Source organism: Sinorhizobium sp. 8-89, from assembly GCF_030124325.1.
Taxonomy (GTDB): domain Bacteria; phylum Pseudomonadota; class Alphaproteobacteria; order Rhizobiales; family Rhizobiaceae; genus Sinorhizobium.
Genome location: NZ_JASKLR010000024.1, coordinates 39,891 through 65,435 on the forward strand (window position 1 = coordinate 39,891; position 25,545 = coordinate 65,435).

The 25,545-nt window shown below is 61.0% G+C and carries 22 protein-coding genes; 13 read left to right on the forward strand and 9 right to left on the reverse strand.

What is annotated here, in order from left to right; genetic code table 11:
• Positions 1-3: 3 nt before the first annotated feature.
• Together QN219_RS27665 and QN219_RS27670 are read left to right on the forward strand one after the other, a co-directional pair.
• Complete coding sequence (locus QN219_RS27665) at positions 4-1,251, forward strand: glycosyltransferase family 4 protein (RefSeq protein ID WP_284003437.1); 1,248 nt, start codon at positions 4-6, stop codon at positions 1,249-1,251.
• Positions 1,248-2,375, forward strand: coding sequence for a glycosyltransferase family protein (locus tag QN219_RS27670; RefSeq protein WP_284003438.1), 1,128 nt, complete (start codon positions 1,248-1,250; stop codon positions 2,373-2,375). The genes QN219_RS27665 and QN219_RS27670 overlap by 4 nt, the downstream gene beginning before the upstream one ends.
• Before the next feature lie 8 nt (positions 2,376-2,383).
• Here the strand turns inward: QN219_RS27670 and QN219_RS27675 are convergent, their stop codons facing one another.
• A complete protein-coding gene (locus QN219_RS27675; protein ID WP_284003439.1) occupies positions 2,384-3,052 on the reverse strand; it encodes a class I SAM-dependent methyltransferase in 669 nt (222 codons plus the stop codon).
• Between the two features lie 310 nt (positions 3,053-3,362).
• On the opposite strand from QN219_RS27675, the gene QN219_RS27680 reads away from it, so the two are divergent.
• The 3 genes from QN219_RS27680 (at position 3,363) to QN219_RS27690 (ending at position 7,508) form a co-directional block, all read left to right on the forward strand.
• A complete protein-coding gene (locus QN219_RS27680) occupies positions 3,363-6,074 on the forward strand; it encodes an ABC transporter transmembrane domain-containing protein (RefSeq protein WP_284003441.1) in 2,712 nt (903 codons plus the stop codon).
• A gap of 92 nt (positions 6,075-6,166) precedes the next feature.
• Complete coding sequence (locus tag QN219_RS27685; RefSeq protein ID WP_284003443.1) at positions 6,167-6,631, forward strand: Crp/Fnr family transcriptional regulator; 465 nt, start codon at positions 6,167-6,169, stop codon at positions 6,629-6,631.
• Positions 6,632-6,758: 127 nt separating this feature from the next.
• Positions 6,759-7,508 carry an FkbM family methyltransferase gene (locus tag QN219_RS27690; protein WP_284003444.1) on the forward strand — a complete coding sequence of 250 codons (750 nt, stop codon included), beginning with the start codon at positions 6,759-6,761 and terminating at the stop codon, positions 7,506-7,508.
• A 134-nt stretch (positions 7,509-7,642) separates the two neighbouring features.
• Here the strand turns inward: QN219_RS27690 and cueR are convergent, their stop codons facing one another.
• From cueR to QN219_RS27710, 4 genes are all read right to left on the reverse strand, one after another.
• Entirely contained in the window at positions 7,643-8,110 is a 468-nt protein-coding gene (gene cueR / locus QN219_RS27695) for a Cu(I)-responsive transcriptional regulator (protein ID WP_284003446.1), read from the reverse strand.
• Between the two features lie 166 nt (positions 8,111-8,276).
• Positions 8,277-10,784, reverse strand: a complete 2,508-nt coding sequence (locus QN219_RS27700) for a heavy metal translocating P-type ATPase (RefSeq protein WP_284003448.1) — start codon at positions 10,782-10,784, stop codon at positions 8,277-8,279.
• Positions 10,785-11,009: 225 nt separating this feature from the next.
• Positions 11,010-11,519 (reverse strand): DUF4396 domain-containing protein, encoded by a 510-nt coding sequence (locus QN219_RS27705; RefSeq protein WP_284003450.1) that lies wholly within the window; start codon positions 11,517-11,519, stop codon positions 11,010-11,012.
• An 81-nt stretch (positions 11,520-11,600) separates the two neighbouring features.
• Positions 11,601-11,798, reverse strand: a complete 198-nt coding sequence (locus tag QN219_RS27710; RefSeq protein ID WP_284003452.1) for a heavy-metal-associated domain-containing protein — start codon at positions 11,796-11,798, stop codon at positions 11,601-11,603.
• Between the two features lie 929 nt (positions 11,799-12,727).
• On the opposite strand from QN219_RS27710, the gene QN219_RS27715 reads away from it, so the two are divergent.
• The 7 genes from QN219_RS27715 (at position 12,728) to QN219_RS27745 (ending at position 20,541) form a co-directional block, all read left to right on the forward strand.
• Complete coding sequence (locus QN219_RS27715; RefSeq protein WP_284003492.1) at positions 12,728-15,418, forward strand: winged helix-turn-helix domain-containing protein; 2,691 nt, start codon at positions 12,728-12,730, stop codon at positions 15,416-15,418.
• A 90-nt stretch (positions 15,419-15,508) separates the two neighbouring features.
• Entirely contained in the window at positions 15,509-16,051 is a 543-nt protein-coding gene (locus tag QN219_RS27720) for a transporter (protein ID WP_284003454.1), read from the forward strand.
• A gap of 127 nt (positions 16,052-16,178) precedes the next feature.
• The gene (locus QN219_RS27725) at positions 16,179-17,117 is read left to right on the forward strand and encodes an MBL fold metallo-hydrolase (RefSeq protein WP_284003456.1); all 939 of its coding nucleotides are present in this window, start codon (positions 16,179-16,181) and stop codon (positions 17,115-17,117) included.
• A 311-nt stretch (positions 17,118-17,428) separates the two neighbouring features.
• Positions 17,429-18,259 carry an alpha/beta hydrolase gene (locus QN219_RS27730; protein WP_284003494.1) on the forward strand — a complete coding sequence of 277 codons (831 nt, stop codon included), beginning with the start codon at positions 17,429-17,431 and terminating at the stop codon, positions 18,257-18,259.
• Between the two features lie 36 nt (positions 18,260-18,295).
• Positions 18,296-19,117 carry an alpha/beta hydrolase gene (locus tag QN219_RS27735; protein ID WP_284003458.1) on the forward strand — a complete coding sequence of 274 codons (822 nt, stop codon included), beginning with the start codon at positions 18,296-18,298 and terminating at the stop codon, positions 19,115-19,117.
• A 188-nt stretch (positions 19,118-19,305) separates the two neighbouring features.
• Positions 19,306-19,710: a hypothetical protein gene (locus QN219_RS27740; RefSeq protein ID WP_284003460.1), complete on the forward strand. Its 405-nt coding sequence runs from the start codon at positions 19,306-19,308 to the stop codon at positions 19,708-19,710.
• Positions 19,711-20,064: 354 nt separating this feature from the next.
• Positions 20,065-20,541 carry a cupin domain-containing protein gene (locus tag QN219_RS27745; protein WP_284003461.1) on the forward strand — a complete coding sequence of 159 codons (477 nt, stop codon included), beginning with the start codon at positions 20,065-20,067 and terminating at the stop codon, positions 20,539-20,541.
• 411 nt (positions 20,542-20,952) lie between these two features.
• On the opposite strand, the gene QN219_RS27750 is transcribed toward QN219_RS27745, so the two are convergent.
• On the reverse strand, positions 20,953-21,852 hold the full coding sequence (locus QN219_RS27750; protein ID WP_284003462.1) for a LysR family transcriptional regulator: 900 nt from the start codon (positions 21,850-21,852) through the stop codon (positions 20,953-20,955).
• A gap of 113 nt (positions 21,853-21,965) precedes the next feature.
• Between QN219_RS27750 and QN219_RS27755 the strand changes: the two genes are divergently transcribed.
• On the forward strand, positions 21,966-23,033 hold the full coding sequence (locus QN219_RS27755; protein ID WP_284003464.1) for a 4-oxalomesaconate tautomerase: 1,068 nt from the start codon (positions 21,966-21,968) through the stop codon (positions 23,031-23,033).
• Positions 23,034-23,276: 243 nt separating this feature from the next.
• On the opposite strand, the gene QN219_RS27760 is transcribed toward QN219_RS27755, so the two are convergent.
• The 3 genes from QN219_RS27760 to QN219_RS27770 are packed head-to-tail and all read right to left on the reverse strand — an operon-like array spanning position 23,277 to position 25,529.
• Positions 23,277-23,960, reverse strand: coding sequence for a transporter substrate-binding domain-containing protein (locus tag QN219_RS27760; protein WP_284003466.1), 684 nt, complete (start codon positions 23,958-23,960; stop codon positions 23,277-23,279).
• Positions 23,947-24,738, reverse strand: a complete 792-nt coding sequence (gene hpaI / locus QN219_RS27765; RefSeq protein WP_284003467.1) for a 4-hydroxy-2-oxoheptanedioate aldolase — start codon at positions 24,736-24,738, stop codon at positions 23,947-23,949. The genes QN219_RS27760 and hpaI overlap by 14 nt, the downstream gene beginning before the upstream one ends.
• Before the next feature lie 8 nt (positions 24,739-24,746).
• Complete coding sequence (locus tag QN219_RS27770) at positions 24,747-25,529, reverse strand: fumarylacetoacetate hydrolase family protein (protein WP_018237596.1); 783 nt, start codon at positions 25,527-25,529, stop codon at positions 24,747-24,749.
• Positions 25,530-25,545: the final 16 nt, after the last annotated feature.

A 25,545-nucleotide genomic window follows, 5' to 3' on the forward strand; every position in this document is an offset into this window, starting at 1 on the left:
CCAGTGTCGCCAAATCGCAAGATTGCCGTAGTCCTGAAAGGCTATCCGCGCCTGTCGGAAACCTTTATCGCCCAGGAACTGCTTGGCCTTGAAAAAGCGGGACACGAACTCGTTCTGGTCGCACTCCGTCGTCCGACTGATGGCAAGCGACATCCCGTGCACGACGAAATCCGCGCCGACGTCTACTATTTGCCGGAATATTTGCACGAGGAACCGTGGCGCGTGTTTCGCGCGTCGCTGCGGCTGATGCCGAAAGCCGGCTTCTGGCGAGCGCTCGGCCCATTCCTCGCGGACCTCGTGCGCGACCCGACGCGCAACCGGTTCCGGCGGTTCGGGCAGGCACTGGTACTGGTCGCCGAATGGCCGGGCGCTGCGACCTGGCTTCACGCACATTTCATCCACACGCCCGCCTCGGTGACCGGCTATGCCAGCATCATCGCAGGCGTCCCCTGGACCTGCTCCGCCCATGCCAAGGATATCTGGACGTCGTCCGATTGGGAGCTTTCCGAAAAGCTCGATCGGGCCCGCTGGACCGTTACCTGCACACGCAGCGGTTTCGAGCACCTGCAAAGCCTGACGGCATCGAAATCAAGGGTGCATTTGAGCTATCATGGCCTTGACCTGGACCGCTTCCCGACGTTTGGAGGCGACCACTCCGGCCGCGACGGCTCCGATCCGGCCGATCCCGTTCGCATCGTCAGCGTCGGGCGCGCAGTCGCCAAGAAGGGCTATGATATCCTGCTGAAGGCCTTGTCGCTTTTGCCTGGCGATCTCAACTGGCGCTTCGAGCATATCGGCGCGGGTGAACTTGCCGGCGATCTCAAGAAGCTAGCCCGCGAACTCGGCCTTGCCGACCGTGTCAGCTGGAAAGGTGCGCTCGACCAGACTGACGTGCTCCAGCATTACCGCGACAGCGACATGTTCGCGTTGGCGTGCCGGGTTGCAGCCGATGGCGATCGCGACGGCCTGCCCAACGTTCTGGTCGAAGCGTCGAGCCAGAGGTTGCCTTGCGTCTCGACATCCGTTTCGGGCGTCCCGGAATTGCTGGCGGACAATCAGAACGGCCTTCTCGTGCCCCCCGAAAACCCTCGTGCGCTCGCCGTGGCGATCGAGCGGCTGGCTCGCGACCCGGATCTCAGGCGGCAGCTTGGCACGGCCGCCGAACGGCGCGTTCGCGCCGAGTTCGATCATCATTCGAGTGTTAGCCAACTGATCGGGCTCTTTGAAAGCGAGTGGAGCAAGGTCTCTTGACCAAGCGTGTCTTCTTCTATGTGCAGCATCTGCTCGGTATCGGGCATCTGGCACGAGCGAGCCGGATCGCCAAAGCGTTGTCCGCCGACGGGTTCGACGTGACGATGGTCACCGGCGGTGCGCCTGTTCCGGGATTTCCGGGAGATGGTCTGACGACGGTCGCGCTACCTTCGGTAACGGCCGGCGATAAGGGCTTCTCCGGTCTGACCGACGGCGACGGCAATCCGGTGACGGACGCTTTCCAGCAGCACCGCAGGAACCTGCTGATCGAGGCGCTACACGCTTCGAAACCTGATGTCGTCATCATCGAAGCTTTCCCCTTTGGCCGCAGGCAGATGCGTTTCGAACTGCTGCCGCTGCTGGATGCCATTGCGGCGATGGAGCGGCGGCCGTTGGTGGCGACTTCGCTGCGCGACATTCTGCAGGAACGGGTCAAACCCGGTCGTGCAGAGGAGACGGTGGAACTCGTCAAGGCGCATTTCGATCTCGTGCTCGTTCACGGCGATCCAGCCTTTGCTCGGCTTGAGGAAACCTTTCCGCTCGCGGGCGAGATCGCCCAGAAGGTCGCCTACACCGGTCTTGTCGCACCGCCGCCACCTGCCGAGCCGAATGAGAAATTCGATGTCGTGGTTTCGGCGGGCGGGGGCGCCGTCGGCAAGGATCTGATCGGCGCAGCGCTCGGAGCCGCAGCAATCCTGCCGACAACGTTTCGCTGGTGCCTCGTAACCGGGCCCAACCTGCCGCAGGCTGATTTCGATGCCCTCGCCGCCGTAGCTCCAGCCGGCGTTGGCCTCTTTCGCTTTCGGCAGGATTTTGCGGCCCTGCTCGCCGGGGCGCGGCTCTCGGTCTCTCAAGCCGGATACAACACGGTTTGCGATATTCTTCGCGCCGGCTGCGGCTCGTTGCTCATTCCCTTCACGGCGGGTGGGGAAACCGAGCAGAGCACACGCGCGACACGGCTCGAGAGACTCGGCCTTGCCCGCGTTCTGCCGGAGGAAGACATCACGTCCGATCGGCTCGCACGGGATATCGAGGCGATGCTTGCCCGGCCGAAACCGGAAGTCCCGCCGCTTGATCTTGACGGCGCCGCCCGGACTGCAACGATCCTCCGGGAGCACCTGTAAGCGGGAGGTCAGACCGTCCCGATCAGCATGAAGCGGTTGTATTTTTTCATCGGCAACGTGCCTGCGAAGTCAACTTTCGCCAGGCCGGCTCGTGCCTGAAACTCCTCAAGCGACGAGACACAGCTTATGTGGGCCGGTTCGCTGAAATAGTCGTTTGACTGCAGCAGTACGCGGGTCGCCCGTGGAAGAAGCTCGAGCCAGAGTCCGAGATCGGCAATGTGCTCGCAGCTCGTATTGACGATCAAGTCGGCCCCGATGGTTCGGTAGTCGAGAGCATACATGTCCGCCGTTATTGCCCGGAATCGGTCGCCATGCGCAGAATTCAGCGTGCGTGCGACCTCCTCCACCGCAGGATCGATGTCGTAGCTGTCGATCGCGCCGATGTTGAAACGCGCGTCTTCGAAGAGCATTGCCGGCAAAATGCCATACCACCCGCCCAGCACGGCGATTCGACCGAAGGCTGGGCCACAGCTTTCGAGCAGCTTGTCACGCGCCCAGATTTTGCAGCCGACCTGTTTGTAGTTGAACGCGTTCGCGATGTCCGCGTCCCGGTGCTTGGCTATCACCTTGCCGATGCCCGCCACGACGGCGCTGCCGGAATAAACGGCGATCCCGCGTACGAGATCATAGGCGTTCTCGTGCCAATCTTCGGGGGGAGAATGGGTGGCATGCATCATGAGCCTGTTGTAAGCTGACGGGTAGGCGAGTGCAAGCCATGCGCGAGGACGCCGCAGGCCGAAGATGCTCGCGACATATGCAAGGGACCGTCAGGCTTTGCTGAAGGGGCGATCTGTTCGACGGATCTTATTCGCGGTTCGTGTCCGCTTGACATGGGGCAGGGCTCTGTTCTCATGCCGGGCAGTCACGATTTCGTGGACCATGCGCGAGTCCATTGACGATCTGGTGGACTGGAACCATCTGCGACAGGAACCCGCCGGCCCAATCGGTTCGGCGATCCGTATTTAAGTTAGGTCACATTGCCGGCACATGGAAACACGTCTTTCCCGCTACATCTGGACCCACACACGCAAGCAGCAGCTTTGGATACTGCTGGTCGTTGCGCTGTCGATGGTACCCTATTTCCTGTCCTTTGATCTCCCCAAGCAGATCGTCAACGGACCGATTCAGGGCGCGGGTTTCGAAAGCCCCGAGGCAACCCAGGCGTTCCTGCCGATTTCCTTCGATCTGCCCTTTTTTGGCGAGGTCAATCTGTTTTCGGGCATTCAGCTTGAGCGGGAGGGAATGCTGCTTGCCCTCAGCCTTGTCTTCCTGCTGCTCGTCATCATCAATGGACTCTTCAAGTTCTACATCAATACCTATAAGGGCCGCCTCGGCGAGCGCCTCCTGCGGCGCATCCGTTTCGAGCTTGTCGACCGCGTGCTTCGCTTCCCACCGGGTCACTTCAAGCGCGTGAAGCCCGCCGAAATCTCGACCATGATCAAGGATGAGGTCGAGCCCCTTGGCGGATTCACCGGCGATGCCTTCGTACAGCCGGCGCTGCTTGGCGGGCAGGCCTTGACGGCGCTGATCTTCATCCTGCTCCAGAGCTTGTGGCTCGGTCTCATCGCCGCCTTTATCGTCGCGATACAGGCGGTGATCATCCCACGCATGCGCCGGCGGCTGATCGTCCTCGGGCGCGAACGCCAACTGACGGCGCGCGAATTGTCGGGCCGGGTCAGCGAGATCGTGGACGGCATCGGTACCATTCGCGGGCATGATACGTCCAACTATGAAAGAGCCGACATCGCCGCCCGCCTCGGCCGGATATTCAAGATCCGCTATGATCTCTATCAGTGGAAATTCCTGGTCAAGTTCCTGAACAACTTCCTGGCTCAGGTCACTCCGTTCCTGTTCTACTCGATCGGCGGCTATTTCGCCCTGCAAGGCCGGCTCGACATCGGCCAGCTCGTTGCGGTGATCGGCGCCTACAAGGACCTGCCTGGCCCGCTGAAAGAACTCATTGACTGGGATCAGGCGCGTCAGGACGTGCAGGTCAAGTACGCCCAGGTCGTCGAGCAGTTCAGTGTCCAGCCGTTGATCGATCCCGGTGTCCAGGCGATCTCGGTCACCGCTGCGGCGCCGATCACGGGCGCGCTTGCGGCCGTCAATCTTTCCGTGGCCGATGACGGCGGTTCGAAGCTCGTGGAACATGTGTCGCTCCAGGTGCGCCCCGGCGAAGCTGTCGCGATCACGGGCGGCTCGACCGGCGGGGGAGAGGCGCTTGCCGAGGCCTTCGGACGCCTGACATGGCCCGAAAGCGGCAGGATCGTCGTCGGCGACGATGATATCCACGACATGCCGGAATCGGTCGTCGGACGGCGAATCTCCTACGCCTCGTCGGAGGTCTACACCTTCCAGGGCAGCCTCGGCGACAATCTGCTTTACGGCCTCAAGCACGCGCCTCTGCAGGAGGTGACTTACGAGGGCGACAAGGCTGCCCATCGTCGGTGGGAGGTGCTCGAAGCAAAACTTGCCGGCAATCCCTCGCTCGATCTCAACAGCGACTGGATCGATTATGGGGCCGCGGGTGCGACCAGCCCGGATGATCTCTTCGCGAAGGTCAGAGCCGTGCTCGATACCGTGCTTCTCACGAACGACATCATGGCGCTCGCGGGCCGCGCGACCATCAATCCTGAGGAACACGAGGCTTTTGCCGCTGAAATCGTGGAGATGCGTGGAGCCCTTCGCAGACGTCTCGAAGCCGAGAAGCTCAGCGATCTCGTCGTGTTCTTCGAACCGGGCTCCTACAATATCGAAGCGACGGTCGGCGAAAACCTGCTCTTCGGGACGGTGACCGATCATGCGCGCTGGGAAAGGGCGCTCGAAGACCACCCCTTCTTCAAGACGGTCTTGAGAAGAGCCGGGCTGCACGAGATCTTCTACGAGATGGGCCTGGAAATTGCCGGCAACGTCGTCGAACTGTTCCGCGACCTGCCGCCGGACCACCCATTCTTCCAGCAACTCACTTTCATGGCGGCAGAAGAGATTCCGGTCTATGAAGCGCTGCTCCAGAAGGTGAGGGGACGAGCGCTCGACGAGGTTTCCGAAGATGACGCCATCAAGGTCATCCGGCTGTGCTTCGGCTATATCGAGCCACGCCACCGCTTCGGTCTGTTGTCGGAAGAATTGATGACGAAGATCGTCGAGGCGCGGCGAGAGTTCAGCGAAGGTTTGCCCGAGGATCTCGTCGGCATCATCGAGCACTACCAGCCGAACCGTTACATAGCCTCGGCCAGCATCATCGATAACGTGCTCTTCGGCCGCATCGGCCACAAGCACACCGACGGTTCCGAGAGAATTCGCGCAATCGTGCGCGATCTCTTCGAGTCGCTCGGGCTCTACAACGATGTGCTTGCCTTCGGACTGGACTTCAACGTCGGCGCGGGCGGCAAGCGGCTGACCGCGGGCCAGCGGCAGAAGCTCAATCTTGCGCGCGCATTGATCCGCATATCGGACTTCTACATCTTCAATCAACCGCTGCTCGCCCTCGACCAGCGAGCACAGGAGCAGATCACCCGCAACGTCTTTGCCTTCCTGCGCCAGGACGAACGCAAACCGGCGATCGTCTGGGTTCTCGCCAATCCGGCTCTTTCCGAGTTGTTCGATCGCGAGGCGAACTTCGAAAACGGGCGGCTCGTGAGCGACGAAGCTGTGGAAACAAGTGTGAAAGACACCGACTATAAGGAACTGGCATCTTGATGTAGTATTAGTGTCAAGGCGCAAGCATATTTTCCCGCTCGCCGGGGGAAAGGGTGCTTATGCCCGCGACACACTCGGAGAAACGGACTGTTATGCTCCTAAAAGATGAAGTGGAAATGCTGCGCCGGATCACGCTGTTTTCCGGCTTGCCACCCGCCAAGCTCAAGCTTCTGGCATTCACCTCCGACAGGGTAATGTACAGCGCGGGAGAAAATCTGTTTCATCAGGGCGATATCGGCGACGCGGCCTATGTGATCCTCTCCGGCAAAGCCGACGTTTTGGTTACGACGCCAACTGGACAATTGAAGGTCGCCGAGGTGGAACAGAATTCGATCGTCGGCGAGATCGCCATCCTCTGCAACACACCGCGCACCGCTACCGTCAAGACAAGTACGGCGCTCGAAGCGTTGCGCATTCGCAAGGACGATTTCCTGAAATTGCTGGCGGACTTCCCGGAGATGGCGGTGGAAATCATGCGGGTGCTCGCCGACCGCCTCAGCCAGACCACCTCCGAACTCACCGAAGCGCGCAGCCGCGCTCAGAGGGCAGAGGCGTAAGCACCATTCGGCCGCCTTGACGTTTTGCCAATGGGCAGCGGCGCCGCATTGCCCTAACTCCTTGTTTCCTCGCATTTCCCTGGGGAACCGCTTCACACCTCCCCCCGAAATGCATTAAAGAGGCGCGATGCGCGCGATTACTTATTTTCAGAAGACCGTTTATTTTCCCGAAAAGCCGGAGAAGGCGCGCTTCTTTGCTCGGCTGCAAGGCGGGCAATGGGAGCCCGGTACGTTCCGCAATATAGAGCGCCTCGTCGACGGGACGACGACGTTCATCGACATCGGCGGCTGGATCGGCGTAACGCCCTACTGGACAGCGCAGATCGCGGACAATGTCATCACGGTCGAGCCCGATCCGGTGTGCTTCGACATACTCACGCAGATGCAACGCGAAAATGCGGGCGAGGTGAAGCTCATCAATGCGGCGCTATCCGAGGACGAATGCCTGGTGCTGCACTCGGTCGGCGGCGGCTTCGGCAGTTCCGAAACTTCGGCGCTGATTGCCGACGACACGGGCATGGCTGTGACGGCGCAGACCGTCACCGTTGCCGACCTTCAGACAATGGCAAGAACGGAACGGCTCTGCTTCAAGATCGACATCGAAGGCTACGAGTACAAGGCGCTCGATCAGTTCCGGGCGATCGACCGCAAGAGAACGGCGGGCGTGCTAATCGCGGTGCATCCGCAGATCCTCGCCGCCTCCCTATCCGGTCCGCGGTTCATCCGCGTGCTGCGAACGATCGCGGCCACGGTGCGCCTGGTCCGGAGCTTTCGCGGGTTCAGGCTCGAAAACCCGTCCGCCATCTGGGCGGCGATCCGCAAATCGGTGGCGCGGCGCGAATTCAAGGGCTTCGATCTGCTCTTCGTCGCGAAATGACCGCAGGCGCCGGGGCGCGTTCGAAGGACACAGTCGGGACCGCGCCGGCCTCCATTTCAGCCGGTACGGCGAAGCGGCTCTTGGCCGCCGCCGCGTCGTTCAAATTGTGACTTCGACGGCGAACCCGCCAGTCTTCATCGTGCCTTGACCCGCAACGGATCGATACCGCTGCGGCCGAAACGGGCTGGTTCCTGTGCCTTGTCGGAGTTCGCTTCCGCTTCGGCAAGGTCATCGAGAATCGGGCAATCCGGCCGCTCGTCGCCGTGGCAATGGGCGGCGAGGTGCTTGAGCGTCCGGCTCATCGCCTTCAGTTCTTCCGCCTTGCGCTCCAGGATTTCCACTTGATCGAGCGCGATCTTCTTGACCTCGCTGCTTGCACGGGAGCGGTCGCGCCAGAGTGCAAGCAGATCCGCCATCTGCTCGACCGTGAAGCCGAGATCACGCGCGCGGCGGATGAAGCGCAGCGTATGGACGTCGTTGTCGCCATAGTTGCGGTAACCGGATTCGCTGCGGTGGGCGGGCGGAATGAGGCCGATCGTCTCGTAGTAGCGGATCATTTTCGTCGAGACGCCGGAGGCGCGCGCGACATCGCCGATATTCATGACATCACCTTTCAGGGCAATTCCAGGAAAAGCGTGCAACAGTCTTCCGTCCGGAATTGCGTTAATTTCAAAGAGTTAGATCATTCGCTGACTGTTTCAATGATCGATGCAAGCATATGCCGCTGATATAGGACTTTCGCCCGGGAGGCGCCAACGGCGCCAAGCGCTATCGGACTGCGGCGCTCTCACGCGAGATGCTCCTGAAGCGCTTCAGGCGCAGCGCATTGCCGACCACGAAGACACTGGAGAGCGCCATGGCGCCGGCCGCGAATACGGGCGAAAGCAACACGCCGTAGGCCGGGTAGAGCGCCCCGGCGGCGACCGGGATCAGCAAGGCATTATAGGCGAAGGCCCAGAACAGGTTCTCCTTGATGTTGCGGAGCGTGGCCCTCGAAAGCGCGATGGCATTCGGCACGCCGAGGAGATCGCCGGACATCAGCACGACGTCGGCGCTTTCGATAGCGACATCCGTTCCCGTGCCGATCGCCAGCCCGACATCGACCGCGGCGAGCGCCGGGGCATCGTTGATGCCGTCGCCGACAAAGGCCACATTTTGTCCGGTCGTTTTCAGCCGCTTCAGTGCGGCGACCTTTCCCTCGGGCAGAACCTCGGCGACGACCTCATCGATCCCGAGCTTGCGGGCGATTGCCTCTGCCGTGCGGCGGTTGTCGCCCGTGATCATCGCAACTTTCAGGCCGAGCTGATGCAGCATGCGGATCGCCTGCGGCGTCGTCTCCTTGATCGGATCGGCGACGGCGATGATTGCCGCGAGCTTGCCGTCGACCGCCGCGTAAAGCGGGCTCTTGCCTTCATCACCGAGGCGGCGGGCGTGATCGGCGAAGACGGTGACGTCGATACCCTCGCGCGCCATCAGCCTGTCTGCGCCGATATGAACGGTTCGTCCAGCGACCTTGGCGCGGGTTCCGAAGCCGGGGATCGCCTCGAATTGCTCCGTTTCGCCGACCGCGAGACCGGCTTCCTTTGCCGCGGAGACGATGGCTTCCGCGATCGGATGCTCGGACCGTTTCTCGACCGCGGCGACCAAGGCCAGAACGGCATCGCGCTCAAAGCCCGTTGCGGTCTCGAGGTCGGTCAGTTCGGGCCGCCCCCGGGTCAGCGTTCCGGTCTTGTCGATCGCGATGATTTCGGCATCGCGCAGCGTCTGCAGTGCCTCGCCCTTGCGGAAGAGCACGCCCAATTCGGCCGCGCGGCCGGTCCCGACCATGATGGAAGTGGGGGTGGCGAGCCCCATCGCGCAGGGGCAGGCGATGATCAGCACGGCGACGCCATTGACGAGCGCGAACGTCAAAGCGGGATCCGGGCCGAAGACGAGCCAGACGAGGAACGTTGCGAAAGCGATTGCCATGACGGCAGGTACGAACCAGGCGGTCACGCGGTCGACGAGCGACTGGATCGGCAGCTTCGCGCCCTGGGCCTGCTCGACCATGCGGATGATCTGCGCGAGCACCGTGTCCGTTCCGACTTTGGTGGCGCGGAGGCTGAAGGAGCCGGTCTTGTTGATCGTGCCGCCGACGACCTCGGCCCCCTCCGTCTTCTGAACGGGGACCGGCTCACCGGTGATCATCGATTCGTCGACGTAGGAGTTGCCCTCGACGACCACGCCGTCGACGGCGACCTTCTCGCCGGGGCGGATGACAAGGATATCACCCGCGTGCACGTCGGCGATCGCAATCTCCACCGTTTCGCCATTGCGGATGACACGGGCGGTCCTGGGCTGGAGGCCCATGAGGTGCTTGATCGCCTCCGAGGTGCGGCCCTTGGCGCGCGCTTCGAGAAAGCGGCCGAGCAGGATCAGCGTGACGATCACTGCCGCTGCCTCATAATAGACGTTGGTGGTCTCCGCCGGGAGCAGGTCGGATGCAAAGGTCGCAACGACGGAATAGCCCCAAGCCGCAAGCGTGCCGATCGCGACCAGCGAATTCATGTCCGGTGCGGCTCTCAGTAGCGCGGGAATGCCCTTCTCAAAGAAACGAAAGCCGGGGCCGAAAAGGACGAGGGACGCGAGAACGAACTGCAGGTACCAGCTCTCCTGCATGCCGATGCGGGTCATGACGAAATCATGGATCGCCGGAATGAAATGTGATCCCATTTCGAGCACGAAGACAGGCAGCGTCAGCAGCGCGGCGATCACGAGAGCGAGCCTCAGGCGAAGGCTCTCCTGCTCGCGTCTCTCCGCTTCCTGGTCGACATCATGCCCGCCTGCCATGCGCCTCGCATCGTAGCCGGCGCCACGCACAGCCTCGATGAGCACGTCAACGGATGCGAGCCCTTTGATCACGCGAACGGTAGCCCGCTCGGTGGCAAGATTGACACTCGCCTCAATGGTTCCCGGCACGGCCTTCAGCGCTTTCTCGATGCGCGCAACGCAGGATGCGCATGTCATGCCTTCAATGCCGAGTTCGAGGAGCTCTTCTGACGTGCCATAACCCGTATTCTCGATAGCCTCGACGATTTCGGAGGGTTTCGCCGTTGCATCGAAGCGCACATCGGCCCGCTCCGTCGCCAGATTGACCGAAGCCGAGATGACGCCCGGAACCGCGCGAATGGCTTTTTCCACCCTCGCGACGCAGGAGGCACAGGTGATGCCTTCCACCGGAATGCTGGCGGTTCTCGCAGACCCGGCAATCGGTTCGGCATTTCTTGTTTGGATCATCGTCACCGATCCCATGTCGTGCTCCTTGCAATTCGATTGCGAACCAGAGCGCCGTGCGTTCAAATGAACGCACAAAGGACGCTGTGGCACTTTGGTTCTAGAGCATGCCGCTTTCAGTGATTCCGCCTGAAAGCGGGATGCTCCAGGATGAGGCTTCTGGCGTAAGGTCAAGCTTGCCTTGCCCGTTCGCTCGCTTTTTCCGCCTTTCGAAAATGCATCGTGAGTTCAATGTTTGTGGTGGGCGTGGATGACGGCGTGCCCCCTGCCGCGGGCGATCAGCCAGCGGTTGACAGGAAAGGCGGCGCCGCCGGCGATAACGAGCGATACGGCGAGGCTGATCCAGAAGTGTGGCGATGAGAGACCAGCGTCCATTGCGCCCGGGATCGCCAGCATCATTGCGTTGTCGACAAGTTCCATAATTGCGATCGACGCCGTGTCCGAAGCGAGCGCCAGTTTGAGCACGGCGGCGAATGGCATGCCAGCCCGCAGCAGCGGGAACATCGTCAGCCCATAGCCGAAGATGAACGCCAGCAGGACGGCCAACACGATCGTCTTCATATTGCCCCATCCAAGCGCGGTGCCGATCACCATGCCCAAAGCCTCACCGATGGCACAGCCGGTCAGACAGTGCACGGTGGCGGAAAAAGCCAATCGGTTCAGCGATGTCGCTGCGGCGGACACGTTAGCGGAATGACCGCCGTGGCCGTGATGATGGGCGTGTCGGTGCTGTTGCATGTTCAAGCTCCGATTCTTCATGGGAAGAATAGAGGGGCAGCGCTCGGGCTGTGCCGGGCGCTGTGGCGACCGTATCCAGCTTTACAGCCGCAGACTGTCGTAACCGGCCGTCTTCAACGCCTGCGCGATCATGCCGCTGTCCGCGGTCGTTTCGACGCTTACTTCCTTCGTGCCGAGATCCACGTTGACCTTGGCGGCCGGATCAATTCCCCGGATCGCCTTTTCGACCGTGCTGACACAGTGGCCGCAGCTCATGTCGTCGATCTTGTAGCGTTGCATGCTTGTCTCCTTTGTTTCGCTATGGCATGAAGATGGAGCTTCCCATCGTTGGAAGGTCAAGGCCTCGTCTGAAGAAATTTTCCCCGGCTTTCTGATGGGGCAAATTTAGTTTGAAGCAAAACCAAACACAGGTGAGGCACCAGCAAAGAAGCCTGATGCGTCCGTTTGCTGCTTTCCGCCGTATGTCGATGATTTTACATCGTTTCCGCGGAGGAGGAGATTCTGCTCGTGACACGGTTTGGTCACATTCCGCTTTTGCCGAATTTGACGCATGTAGCTCTCGCCTTGCCGGAAGATGTCCGTTAACTCCAGGCGAGGTGAAGCAACGGCGTGACCCCGGTGAGCCGCATCGCCCGCAGTCGGCCCAGGTTCCCGGCCTTTCGGCCGGCGCTGATGCTGAACCTCCTGCGGCTACCCTGTTAACCGGTCAAGCTGCGCGCGAACGGGCTTCGGCGCTTCAAGCGCCTGCGCCTGGTATGCTCATTGTTGGTGGCGCGCGCGTGCCTCGATCATCAATGGCGTCCCGCCGATGGCGATGCGTCACAATATCGTCGATCCCTATCTCCACATCGGCGAGATCAGAATGAAGACGCGGGATTTCCGATTGACGTAATGGCGGGGTCGCAAGTCCGGATCCGTTCAAGGCGGTCGATCAGGATGCGGGAACATTATTTGCGTCGATTCGCTATGGCATGACTGCCGTTGGCGCGAAGCAACCATAGAAAAAGAGCGTCGCGGCGGACCAAAAACTCACGGGACTTTCGTCCAATCTTCATTGTTGCCATTGCAAGTCACGATGGTTGCTTGCAAACATGCGGCCGATAGAGCAGTGCCATTATTCCGACTACAGCATTTTTCATAATCCATTCGCGAGACAAGCGTTGAGCGACATACATTTCGGACCGTTCACGATCGTGCCGAGCCGGCGCATGCTACTGCGTGACGGGCAGACCGTGTCGCTCGGCAGCCGTGCGGCCGAAATCCTCGTCTTCCTCGCCCAGCATCCCGGTGCGATCAAGACGAACGCGGAGATCATCAAGCACGTCTGGCCGGACACTTTCGTCGAGGAGGCAAACCTCCGCGTCCATATTTCCGCGTTGAGGAAGGCCCTGGATGATACCCAACGTGAGTCCAAAATCATCGCGAACGTTCCAGGACGCGGCTACACCTTCATCGCAAAATTGTCCGTCGACAAGGCCGAAGCTCCGGCCGTGGTGGTGCCGTTCTTCCGCTCGACAAGCGGCTCATACGCACCTCGTATCTTCGGCCGCGAGCAGTCGATCGTTCAAATCGCCACGCAGTTGCGCCGTTCTCGGCTGCTGACGATCGTCGGGCCGGGCGGCATCGGCAAGTCCACGGTCGCGCGCGCCGTGATGGCGGGCGAGGGGATGCCCGAGGCCGTCTGGATCGATCTGTCGGAAGTCACCCAGGCAGGCTTGATCCCGACCACGATTGCTTCGGCGCTAGGCATCCTGGCCAGGAGCGAGGACATCGTCGGCGACATCGCCGACCATCTTGCCAGCCGCGAGTTGATCCTGGTGCTCGACAGTTGCGAGCAAGCCGTCGACGGCGTCGCGCCCACTGTCGAGGCCATCATGTCCGTATGTCCGGCCGCGCGCATCCTCGCCACAAGCCGCGAGCCTCTTCGAGCGGAGGGCGAGCGGGTTCACCGGTTGCCGCCTTTGGAGGTGCCGACGAAGATCGGCGGAGCAAGTGACGCCCTGGCGTCGCCCGCGGTGCAGCTGTTCGTCGAACGGGCCGACGCCTGCCTCGGAGACTATGAACTCACCGACGAGGACGCCCCCTATGTCGTCGAAATCTGCTCGCAGTTGGACGGAATCGCGCTCGCTATCGAGCTGGCCGCCGGCCGCTTGGAGGCAATCAGCGTGCAGGGCCTGGCGGCTTCGCTTTCGGACTGCTTCCGACTCCTGACCCGTGGCCGACGCACCGCCTTGCCCAGACACCAGACCCTCCGGGCCACTCTCGACTGGAGCTACACCACACTGTCGCGGATAGAGCGGACGGCACTGCAGGAGCTTTCCGTCTTCCGGGGATGGTTCAGTGGCGAGGCCGCAGCGAAGGTGCTGTCGGGCGACCTTCCGGAAGACGATCTGGCTTCACTGGTGTCGAAGTCTCTGGTGAGCGCGGACACGCAGTCGGCCGGGACGCGTTACCGACTCTTGGATACGACACGTATCTATGCAGCCGAGAAACTGGTGGAGTCCGACGGCACGAACGGAACGATGTCCCGCCTCGCCGGGTATCTCGAAGAGAGGCTCGGGCGCGCCGAGCAGGAACTCTATGCCGTCGCCGTGGACGACTGGTCGGAGGACTACGCCTCGCTCGTAGCGAACCTGCGCGCGGCGCTCGATTGGTCATTTGGCGCGCAGGGCGATAAATTGCTTGGAGTGAGGCTCACGGTGGCGGGGCTTCCCCTTCTGTTCCGGCTGTCTCTCTTGGACGAATGCTTCGTAGCGGTCACCAGAGCCATCAATTTCCTCGAATCGCGACCGGGACTGGACGAGCGCAGCCGCATGAAACTGTACGCCGCGCTCGGTTGGCCGCAGATGCGGGCGACAGACGCGCCGGAATACGGAATCCAAGCCTGGTCCACCGCGCTCAAGATCGCCGAGGAAATCGGCGATGTCGACCATCAGCTTCGCGCCATCTGGGCTTTGTGGGTCGACGCCATCAACCGCGCGCAACCCGGCTTGGGTATGGAGTTCGCCGAGCGGTTCGGTGAACTAGCGGTGTCCTCGACCGATCCTACCGACACGATCATAGGCAGGCGTATGCGCGGTGCTACTCTGCACTGGCTCGGCCGTCATGCCGAATCCTGTGACGAACTGCGGCAGATGCTGCGGGAATATTCCAGCCTGCGGGGCGCCCAACATTCCATACGCTTCCAGTTCGACCAGCGCGTGACCGCTCGCATCATCCTGGCGCGGGCCCTGTGGGTTCTCGGCGAGGAGGCTGAGGCGTTGCGGGAGGTGCGCGAGACCGTCGACTATGCTCTCGACATAGGCCATACCCTATCCCTCTCCAATGTCCTGGCCGAGGCCGCGTGCCCGATAGCGCTTCTATCCGGACGCGACGATCTTGCGGCCGACTACATCGCCCAATTGAAGGAGCATACCAAGGCACTCTCGCTCGACGTCTGGCACTGCTACGCCGACTGCTTCGAAGCCGAGTTGATGTTGCGCGAGGGCAGGGCGGAGGAATGCGTCCGGACCTTGAGAGTCGGGATGGAAACGCTTTCGTCGGCCGGCTTCACTTTGTTCATGACCCACTTTCAATCGGTCGCCGCACGCGCCATGGCCGAGCTCTCGCGCCATTCCGAGGCGCTTAGGCTGATGGATGACGCCATCGAGCATTGTGGTGCCTCCGGCGAACGGTGGTGCCTGCCGGAACTCTACCGCGTGAAGGCGGCAGTCATCCTGTCCGAAAACCCGGGCCAAGCCGTTCGTCTCGCGATGGAACAGCTGGCGCTTGGAGCCGATGCCGCACGCCACGGCGATGCCCCTGCCTGGAAAAGGAGGATCGATCGCGACCTGGCGGCGTTGTCGTCGAACGACGCCGAGATGATGGCTGTCGCGAAGAGCGATGCTTCCGGTGCCTGAGGGGCCGACGAAATTTACACGGATTTACAACTCTAAACTCGTTCTACGTCCTCGCACGCGTGATGATTATGCGGATAGCAGGAGACTACCATGAACGAAGAAGCCGCCATTCGCTTTCTGATATTGATCGTCGAAGGCGAAGGTGGGGCGGGTAACCCCGAAGTGGATTTGGCGAGGATCGCGACCACTTATTACGCGTTCAAGAACGTCGGGTCGGAGGTCGTCATGGCCACACCCCTGGGCGGCCCGCCGTTGATCGTGGACGGTATGCGGTACGCCGACATGTCTGATGAATCCGTCAGGAGGTTCAAGGGCGACCGGGACGCTCGCGATGAACTCGCCGACACTCTTGCTCTTGACCAGATCGTCGTCGAGGATTTCGCGGCCGCTTTCTGTATCGGCCTCTCCGGAAGAATTTGGACGGACTCCGCCGACGGTGTCACGGCGCTCGTCAGGGCATTCCTCGGTGTAGGCAAACCCGTGGCCCTGGTCCCGGGCAAGCACCTGCTGGTCGCGCCGGAAGGTGCGGGAAACGGGCTGCTGATCCTCGGGGACAACGACGACTCTCCACTCTGCGCCGCCCGCGCCTTGATCAACGTCGTCGCCGACATGCGCCAGGACGGCCGGGTCTGACGCTCTCTGCGGCCCGACTTTTCATCGATTTACGACACTTAACTCGCCCGCGTCCGCACCCCGACCTACCCTCCAGACATCGCGACCGGTGATCAACTGGTCGACGAATGCAAAGAGGAGATCAGGCATGTCCAACTTCGACACCAATGTTGACGCCACCAGAAGGCAGTTGCTCGTCGGCTCGGCCGCCGTCGCGGCCGCCATGGCCTTGCCGGGCGACATCTTCGCCGCTTCGTTCCACAACTTCGCGCATGGAGCGTTCGACATCACTGTGATGAGCGACGGCTTTATCACCCTTCCGCCGGAAGTCCTGCTTCCGGACGCCGAGGCTGACGAGCGGGCCGACTTCCTCAAGCGCCTCGGAGGCGGGGAGAAAGGCGCGCCGGTGCAGACGAACATCCCCTTAATACGACACGGCAACGACCTGATCCTCGTCGACAACGGCTCTGGGACCAACTTCCAGCCGACCGCTGGCAAGCTCGCGGACAATCTCCGGACTTTAGGTGTCGGGCCGGAGGCGATCACCAAGGTGGTGTTCACCCATGTGCACCCGGACCACTCTGGCGCGACGACCACGACCGACGGCAAGGTTCTGTATCCGAACGCCCAGTACTATGTGAGCCAGACCGAGTGGGATTTCTGGACCGACAAGCGATTCGAGGCAAAGAGGCCGACGGCGTTGCACGGCTTCGCCAAGGGCGCTCAACGCGACTTGTTCGCCGTCGAGGATCGGATCACGAGGATTAAGGCGGGCGATGAGATCGTCCCTGGAATGTCGATCGTCAGCACGCCCGGCCATACACCGGGCCACGTCTCGGTCGAAATCAAGGGCAGGGACAATCTCCTCATCACGGGCGACGCCTGCACCAACGACGCGATCTTCTTCACAAGACCGGACTGGCACTTCGGTTTCGACACCGACGCGGAAGCCGCCCTTGCCAGCCGCCAGATGCTCTTGGATCGTGCGGCCGCCGAAAGGCTGAAGCTGCTCGGATATCATTGGACTTATCCTGGCGTCGGCTATGCCGAGCGCCGTGGCGATGCCTATGAGTTTGTGCCCGCCTGAACACCTTAGTTTTCATCCAAGGGTCGGATCAATCCGACCCCTTTTTGCTTGCCTTCGCAGCGGCGAGATTTCTGATTTTCATCAATTTACGACCCTTAACTCGTTTTACGGCAGTCCGTGGGGCACCGTCCTCTTCGTCAACACAGGCTTCCACGGAGACGGACATGAACGGCACCGCAATCGCAATGCACCAGAGCGCCACCAGGCGTGACTTCGTCCTCGCAGGAGGTGCGGCGGTGGCCGTCGCGACTCTTCCGAAATGGGCCTCGGCCGCCACCCAATCCAACTCGACCGAACAGGGGAATATGACGATGGGCTACATCACCACGACCGACGGAACCGAAATCTTCTACAAGGACTGGGGCCCGAAGGACGCCCAGGCGATCGTCTTTCATCATGGCTGGCCTCTGTCGGCCGACGACTGGGACAACCAGATGATGTTCTTCTTCGGGAAGGGTTTCCGCGTCATCGCCCATGACCGCCGGGGCCATGGTCGCTCGACGCAGACCGACACCGGAAACGAGATGGACACCTATGCGGCCGACGTTGCCGAACTCGCCGAGAAGCTCGACCTCAAAGACGCGATCCATGTCGGCCATTCAACCGGCGGCGGCGAAGTCGTCCACTATGTCGCCCGCGCCAAGCCCGGCCGCGTCTCGAAGGCCGTAATCATCGGAGCCGTACCGCCGATCATGGTGAAGTCCGAAAAGAACCCGGGCGGCATGCCTATCGAAGTGTTCGACGGATTCCGTGCCGCGCTGATCGCAAACCGCGCCCAGTTCTTCCGCGACGTGCCGGCCGGACCCTTCTACGGTTACAACCGTCCCGGTGCCCAAGCACCCGAAGGCGTCATTCAGAATTGGTGGCGGCAGGGCATGATGGGCGGAGCCAAAGCCCATTACGACTGCATCAAGGCCTTCTCGGAGACCGACTTCACGGAAGACCTCAAGAACATCGATCTGCCGGTCCTGGTGATGCATGGCGACGACGACCAGATCGTGCCTTACGCCGACTCCGCGCCGCTCTCCGTCAAGTTGCTTAAGAACGGAACGCTGAAGACCTATCCGGGTCTGCCGCACGGCCTGTGCACGACCCACCCGGATGTCGTCAATCCTGACCTGCTGGCCTTCTTCCAGAGCTGAGGCGGCAAATTCCAACCGTCAAGATGGAGAGCTCCAATGACCAAGACCATCATGCTTATTCACGGGGCCTGGCTCAACGCGAAGAGCTGGGAGGCCTTCAAGGCCCGCTACGAAGCGAAGGGCTACACGGTAATTGCGCCCAATTGGCCGTATGACGACCGCGACCCGGCTGATCTCCGCGCCAATCCGCACCCCAAGCTCAAGGATGTCGGCGTGAAGGGCATTGTCGACCATCTCGAGGCCGAAATCCGCAAGTTGCCGGAGCAGCCGATTTTGATCGGCCATTCCGCCGGGGGCGTCTTCACGCAGGTCCTGCTCGACCGCGGCCTCGGGGTTGCCGGCGTCGCAATCGATCCCGCGCCGACCACGGGCGTCAGGCTCGGCATCCATGCCATCGTCTCGGCGTTTCCGGTGCTCGGATCGTGGGGTAGTTGGGGCCGCGTCATGCATATGTCGCGCAAGTTCTTCGCCAAGCGCTTCGCGAACACACTGCCGCCGGAGAAGGTCGACTACTATTACGATCGCTACATCGTGCCGACGGCAGGCAAGGTCTACTGGGACGGCATCCTGACCTCGGTCGGCAAGATTCGCTGGGACAATCCCAACCGTGCACCGTTGCTCCTCATCGGCGGTGGCCTGGACCTGATCGCCGACGCCAGCATGACGAAGGCGATCTATGACAAGCAGAAGCGGGCAGCGTCACAGACCGCCATCAAAATTTTCGAGGATCGTTCCCACTGGACCTGTATTGATCCCGGTTGGGGAGAGGTCGCAGATTACGCACTCGATTGGGCGCTGCGTCATGCACGGTCCGGCACTTCGAACGTCACGCCGCTGCATATCATCAAAGCCGCTTGACGTGTCCTGTGCGGGGGCAGCGATGGCATCGTACCAGCTTCCCTGTAACGCCCTTTGGTGTCGGATCGACGCGACCCGCCGCGCACGACACCCGTGGGGCGGACTGTTCCGCCCTCCCGGTCCGCCCCCATTTCTCATAGCCCGTCGACGCGAGCTCCGCCTCCGCCCAACCTGCAAGGAACGAAGCAATGAGATACGCAATCGCATTATTCATACTTCTCGTCTGGCTGCCGTTCGACGTCCTCGCCAAAGACACCGCCTCAACCGCCGAGACGAAATACGTCGAGGTCGGAGGCGTTAGGCTCGGTTACCGGGAGGTCGGGTCCGGCGACCCGATCATCATGTTCACCCGGCTTCGGGGAACGATCGACACCTGGGACCCGGCCTTCATCGACGCCCTCGCCGAGGGTTACCGCGTCATACATTCGTCGAAACTAGGACGCATTCCCACGCCCCGACGATATGACTTTATTGCGCATTTGAGACGTTGTCGTAGTACTCGCAATGAGAGGGTCGATTGTTCGATTCTCATAAAGGCAGGGGATTCAGAGCCGGGCTTTCGAAGGGCCGCCGGTCCATCGGTCTGGCAGTAACCGTCGGGAATGGGTGGAGAGCGGTCGTTCGCGTCGTTGATCAGAACGAGTAGGGTGCACCAATTGACTGACGTTCGAGCCGCTCCTCCACTTCGGACATTCACATGATCGTCGCCCACAGAGGGAGCCGTAGGCCCCCGCGTGCGAGATCGGCTCCGAAAGAACCCGAAGCGGGGTGCGTTTTATCAGCGCCACCTTCCCATCCAGGAATCTGCCCATGGCCGAAAGCTGGGGGGCGTATTTTCGATTTGTCCAGACGCTTTGTATTGTTCGCCACAATATGCAGGCGTAGAATTTTTTTGGACTGCTCCCGGCGGTTCACTGGGGGCAGCCACCTCAGACGGGAGATTTGTCATGAAAATCGCGCAGGCATTCATGATTGGTACTGCTGCGCTGGCGGCCAGCCTATTCGTGGTTCCAGCCCAAGCGGGAGAAAAGCATGTTCTCGTTTCGCCGGACAATATCCAATGGGGGCCAGCTCCGCCGGTCCTTCCGAAGGGCGCCCAGGCCGCGGTACTCTTTGGTGATCCGACCAAGGAAGGTCAGTTCGCGCTCCGCATCAAAGTACCAGCCGGTTATCACGTCCCTCCGCACTCGCATCCAGTGGATGAAAATGTCACCGTAATCTCTGGCACGTTCAAACTCGGCATGGGAGAAACCGCTGATCAAAGCAAGGCCGAGGCTTTGCCTGCAGGCAGCTTCATTTCGCTGCCTCCTGGAATGAACCACTACGTCTATACGGACGAAGAAACGGTGGTTCAGATCAACACCGTTGGTCCATGGGCTCTCGATTACGTCAATCCGCAGGACGATCCACGCAAAAAGATGTGACGGGTCCTTGCGCCCTCCTATAAAGCTGAGCGGGCGGCGAAAGCCGCCCTTTTCCTCTTCTCTTTCGATCGGGCCGGGCGGAAACAATTGAAAGCTTGGGCGACGGCAGCCCCGATGCACCCGCCCTCCTTGATAGATGTCAGACCGTCTTGCCGCCATCAGCATACGTAGCGCTGTCTAGGTCTGCAACGGGTCGATCATTCCGGTACAGATTAAGCAGCAGCAGGGTGGAAAATAACCGTTTGGCGCGGTTCGGCCGAACGGCTTAATAGCGCCAAACAGGCCTCGAACCCGCAAACCCTCGAGACAACCGGCCGCGAGCAGCCTCGGCGAATGCGGCGCAGACCCAAGGCACTTCGGTGAGCCCAGACACGCTAACCGGGTTTGGCGAGCCATCCTCGTGGAGATCCTTCAAACACTTCCCCACGCTCCCATCAGCATCTTGAGAAATCTCTCCGCTGCCGGCGATAAGATGCCGCCCCGGCGGCGGACCACGCCGATCGTGCGTGATATCTCGGGATCGCGAATGGGGCGTGTAATCAAGAATGGATGGTCATCTTGCGGGGTCGCCATTCGTGGTAAGACCGATATTCCGAGGCCCGCCTCCACTAAACCGAGCGAGGTGGACAGATGGGTTACCTCGTAGAACCACCGCAACTTGATGTTGGATTTAGCCAGGGCCGCGTCCAGCAAGGTTCTGTTGCCGCTTGAACGATGAACGGTAATCAGGTGATAGGGTTCAAGCTCCGCCCAGCCGACCGAGGGCCTGGCGGCGAGGGGATGATCCCTGCGCGCTGCCAGCACGAAAGGGTCTTCCACAAGCCGGTCGAAGATCAAGTCCGGATCCGATGTGCCCATGATATTTATGCCGAACTCCACCTCGCCGCGTGCCACGGCCTGGAGGCCGTCGGTCGCCGGCAGGTCGAGGATGCGAAAGCGGATATTGGGATACTCTTCGTTGAACTGGCGAATGACGGTCGGCAGGAAGTAGAATGCTGCGGTCGGGAGGCAGGCGATCGTTACCAGACCGCCTCGATTGGTACCAACGTCACGGACGGCGAACAAGGAACCGTCGAATTCCTCCAACATGCGTCGGACAAGAGGAATGAGTTCTGTCCCGAGGGCCGTCGCCGACACATGCCTCGTCGTTCGCTCCAGGAGGGGCGCTCCGATCGTCTGTTCGAGCTTCTGAATCCGGCGGCTCAGCGCCGGCTGCGACAGGTGCAGCGCCTCGGCAGCGCGATGAAAGCTCTCCAGCTCTACCACGCTTAGAAAAGCTCGAAGATCTAGGATCTCGCAATTAATGTTCATTGTGCATCAATTACACGATTCTTAGCATTTCACCAATCAACCGTATTTCCGATAATTGGATCAAACAGGCCGATTGATACGGCGATGACATAATTCCGATGGAAGCACAAGCGATGAACGACCTGCTGGCGATCCCTTGCGTCTTGATGAGAGGCGGCACCTCGAAAGGTCCGTTCTTCCTGGCGAGCGACCTTCCTGCAGATGCCAGCGAGCGGGACAAGATCCTGCTGTCCGTCATGGGTTCGGGCCATCCATTGCAGATTGACGGCATCGGTGGCGGCAATCCGGTCACGAGCAAGGTGGCCATCGTCGGACCTGCCACCGTCCCTGGTGCTGACGTGGACTACCTTTTTGCCCAGGTGCGGGTCGATCAACGGATCGTCGACACCTCACCGAACTGCGGCAACATGCTTGCTGCGGTCGGCCCTTTCGCCATCGAGGCGGGTCTCGTTCCGGCCCGCGGCGAAACGACTCTCGTCCGAATCCACAACGTCAACACCGGCAAGATGATCGAAGCCGACGTTCCCACGCCGAATGGCAACGTCTCCTATCTCGGCGAAGCGGCGATCGACGGTGTACCGGGCAGCGCAGCGCCGATCGCGCTGACCTTCATGGACGCAGCGGGGGCTCGTACCGGACAGCTCTTCCCCACCGGCAGGCCTATCGATTCGATCGACGGTGTAGCTGTCACATGCATCGATTGCGCCATGCCGATGATGTTGGTCGAGGCTGGCGCGATCGGCGCAAGCGGCTTCGAGACGACAGCCCAGCTCAATGCCGATAAGACGCTGCTTGACCGTTTGGAGAAGCTGCGCATCGCTGCCGGAGAACGGATGGGCCTCGGCGACGTTCGGAACCAGGTGACCCCGAAGCCCGTGCTCATTTCCCGACCGAGGTCAGGAGGGGATGTCAACGTGCGCTATTTCATGCCGCATCAATGTCACCCTTCGCTGGCGACGACCGGGGCCGTGGGGATTGCCACCGCCTGCATCAATGAAGGCACCGTTGCTTCCTTTCTCGTCGGCACGCGCGAACCGCCGGTGGTGCTTTCGATTGAGCACCCGAGCGGCCACCTGGACGTCAAGCTTCATGAAAGGGACGGCAAGGTCGTTGCCGGCATCCTTCGCACGGCCAGGCGGGACGACTGTCCGGGCCGGACCCACTCTGACCGCCATGGATGAGATCCGACGGAGGGTGGTGGACTGGTCGCGTAGCTGACGTCAGGCGCTTGCAGATGAGTGATCTCGTTCCGCCACGCGGCGTCTGCTCGCTAATGATGACAATACGGATTGTCTGGTTGGGCGCCGTTAAAGACCGCATTGCGCCCACGACCGGCTATGCCGGCTTTGGGTCGATTCTGCTTGTTCCTGTAAGTCTCACCAGGGTGGACTGCGGTGGCTCCCTCGCGTGTCCCGCCAACTGCTTCAATTGCTCGGCTTACCCGCACTGCAATGCTGCTGGATGAAGTCCGACAGGAAGGTTGAAGCGTGAACGCACCTCCGATGCACAGCGATCGCCTGAGGCACTTTCAAGAATGTCCCCTCAACAAGGCGGAAATCTGGATTCTCTTCGCAGAAACGTGACAGGGACTCGGTCAAGCCCGCAGCCGCATCGCACTGGGAGGATACAAGCATGTCCAGGGCGGAGGCGGGATTTTCGGTATGGAGGAGGATTGCATTTCTAATCTGTCGCTCAAGCTGCTTTGTATACGCAGCGATTCTGGCTGCGGCAATGCGCACCCCTTGGACGTCGACATGCCTCACGCTGCGCAGCGGGCTACTGTCTGACACCAGAAAGGTGGCGGTCACTGTGGTATAGGGTGGCGAGAAGGAGAACCTGTCGGCACGTGATGGATCGGAAGCAATGAATGCAATGTCCCACTCGTTGCCTTCGGCAGCCGCAAGAATTTCAGCCGCCGATTCATATCGAACCAGCGACAAACTGCAGTCGAGTTCTGCCGCAAGTGCGATCGCGATCTGCGCGCTCGGCCCTGTTAGAACGCCTGTCACTGGATCGAGTTGGACAAGTGTGGCATTCGACATGTTGACCGCCGCTCTGATGACTCCCGTCGGTGCGATTTCAGTGAGGAGTTCATCACGTTCCGGCATCGCGGTACGCTCCTTGCGATGCAAATCGTGCCGCGAGTGCTTCCGATCCCCTTGCCAGAACAGCGACATCGACACCAACGGCAGTAAATAGCGTTCCCAGTGAGATGCACCGTGCCGCGAACTTCTCATCCGGGGTAAGAATGCCAGCCGGCTTGCCCAACGCTTTCAGGCGTTCAATCGCGTCGACAATTGCATCGACTACTTCCGGGTGGCTCGGTTGGCCCCTGTGTCCGAAACTCGCTGCTAGATCTGCCGGTCCTACGAATACCCCATCCACTCCCTTTACCGAGGCAATCGACTCGAGGTTGCCAAGCGCTTCCCGCGTCTCAACTTGCAGCAACAGGCAAATTTCCCGTTCCGCATTTTGCGCATAGTTCGCAACTCTGCCGAAACGAGTGGCGCGCGTCAGGGCAGAAACACCACGGATTCCATCCGGAGGATATCGCACCGCCGCGACTGCGGCTTTCGCCTCTTCCGCGTTCTGAACGTAGGGAATGAGCAGTGTCTGAACGCCAATATCCAGGAAACGTTTGATGAGAACGGGGTCGTTGATGGCCGGGCGGACGACTGGGGAAACGTCGTATGGTGCGACCGCTTGCAATTGTGGCAGGACGGTCAGAACGTCACCCGGAGAATGTTCCGTGTCGAACAGGAGCCAATCGAAGCCTGAAGGCGCGACGATTTCCGCGGCGTAGCTTCCCGGCAGGCCACACCACAGGCCGATCTGACTTTGACCAGCAAGGAGCTTCCGCTTGAACCGATTGACAGGATGTTCCATCTAGCACCTCACACGAACGACACGCCGATGGAGCCAACAGGGCCATAGTCGGCCTGAATGACATCACCTTTCGCGATATCGACAGGACGCGTGAAGGAGCCGGCCAGGACTATTTGTCCCTTCTTCAGGCCACCGCCCACAGCATGAAGTTTGTTGACCAGCCACGCGATGCCGGCTGCCGGATGTCCCATGATCGCCGCCGACACGCCCGACTCCTCGATGATGCCGTTCTTGGAAAGAGTCGCTCCGACCCAACGGATATCAATGTCCATCGGGCGAATTATACGGCCGCCAACGACGAGGGCGCCGAAAGCCGCGTTGTCCGCAATGGTATCGGTGATCGCTCGAGGGACTTCGGTCCGGTAGTCGATAATCTCGAGCGCCGGGACAACGAACTCGGTCGCACGCATGACGTCATAGATCCTGGTGCCGGGCCCGACGAGATCCTCACCCATAACAAAGGCCAGCTCGACCTCTAGGCGCGGCTTGATAAACAAGTCAGCCCTGATCTGCGCTCCGTCGTTGTAAAGCGCATCGTCAAGAATGCAGCCGTAATCTGGCTCCGTCATCTTCGAAGCCATCTGCATTGCGCGTGACGTCAGGCCAATCTTATGCCCGACGATCCGTGCTCCCTTGGCTACCCTCGCCTCCGCCCACAAAGCCTGAATTCGGTAGGCGTCCTCGAGTTCGAGGTTCGGGTAGGTCTCGCTAGGCTGTATGATCGGCTTGCGCTCGATTTCAGCTTTGAGCAGCGCGTCTGCCGCGGCCCGGCGTTCTTCTTCGGTGATCATTTCGTTTGCTCTGCTG

What these genes read in the sequence shown, in the direction of transcription:
- QN219_RS27675 (WP_284003439.1), bottom strand. Translation starts at nt 3,052, where the DNA reads ATGATGCATGCCACCCATTCTCCCCCCGAAGATTGGCACGAGAACGCC.
- QN219_RS27680 (WP_284003441.1), top strand. Translation starts at nt 3,363, where the DNA reads ATGGAAACACGTCTTTCCCGCTACATCTGGACCCACACACGCAAGCAG.
- QN219_RS27685 (WP_284003443.1), top strand. Translation starts at nt 6,167, where the DNA reads ATGCTCCTAAAAGATGAAGTGGAAATGCTGCGCCGGATCACGCTGTTT.
- QN219_RS27690 (WP_284003444.1), top strand. Translation starts at nt 6,759, where the DNA reads ATGCGCGCGATTACTTATTTTCAGAAGACCGTTTATTTTCCCGAAAAG.
- cueR (WP_284003446.1), bottom strand. Translation starts at nt 8,110, where the DNA reads ATGAATATCGGCGATGTCGCGCGCGCCTCCGGCGTCTCGACGAAAATG.
- QN219_RS27700 (WP_284003448.1), bottom strand. Translation starts at nt 10,784, where the DNA reads ATGATCCAAACAAGAAATGCCGAACCGATTGCCGGGTCTGCGAGAACC.
- QN219_RS27705 (WP_284003450.1), bottom strand. Translation starts at nt 11,519, where the DNA reads ATGCAACAGCACCGACACGCCCATCATCACGGCCACGGCGGTCATTCC.
- QN219_RS27710 (WP_284003452.1), bottom strand. Translation starts at nt 11,798, where the DNA reads ATGCAACGCTACAAGATCGACGACATGAGCTGCGGCCACTGTGTCAGC.
- QN219_RS27715 (WP_284003492.1), top strand. Translation starts at nt 12,728, where the DNA reads ATGCTACTGCGTGACGGGCAGACCGTGTCGCTCGGCAGCCGTGCGGCC.
- QN219_RS27720 (WP_284003454.1), top strand. Translation starts at nt 15,509, where the DNA reads ATGAACGAAGAAGCCGCCATTCGCTTTCTGATATTGATCGTCGAAGGC.
- QN219_RS27725 (WP_284003456.1), top strand. Translation starts at nt 16,179, where the DNA reads ATGTCCAACTTCGACACCAATGTTGACGCCACCAGAAGGCAGTTGCTC.
- QN219_RS27730 (WP_284003494.1), top strand. Translation starts at nt 17,429, where the DNA reads ATGGGCTACATCACCACGACCGACGGAACCGAAATCTTCTACAAGGAC.
- QN219_RS27735 (WP_284003458.1), top strand. Translation starts at nt 18,296, where the DNA reads ATGACCAAGACCATCATGCTTATTCACGGGGCCTGGCTCAACGCGAAG.
- QN219_RS27740 (WP_284003460.1), top strand. Translation starts at nt 19,306, where the DNA reads ATGAGATACGCAATCGCATTATTCATACTTCTCGTCTGGCTGCCGTTC.
- QN219_RS27745 (WP_284003461.1), top strand. Translation starts at nt 20,065, where the DNA reads ATGAAAATCGCGCAGGCATTCATGATTGGTACTGCTGCGCTGGCGGCC.
- QN219_RS27750 (WP_284003462.1), bottom strand. Translation starts at nt 21,852, where the DNA reads ATGAACATTAATTGCGAGATCCTAGATCTTCGAGCTTTTCTAAGCGTG.
- QN219_RS27755 (WP_284003464.1), top strand. Translation starts at nt 21,966, where the DNA reads ATGAACGACCTGCTGGCGATCCCTTGCGTCTTGATGAGAGGCGGCACC.
- QN219_RS27760 (WP_284003466.1), bottom strand. Translation starts at nt 23,960, where the DNA reads ATGCCGGAACGTGATGAACTCCTCACTGAAATCGCACCGACGGGAGTC.
- hpaI (WP_284003467.1), bottom strand. Translation starts at nt 24,738, where the DNA reads ATGGAACATCCTGTCAATCGGTTCAAGCGGAAGCTCCTTGCTGGTCAA.
- QN219_RS27770 (WP_018237596.1), bottom strand. Translation starts at nt 25,529, where the DNA reads ATGATCACCGAAGAAGAACGCCGGGCCGCGGCAGACGCGCTGCTCAAA.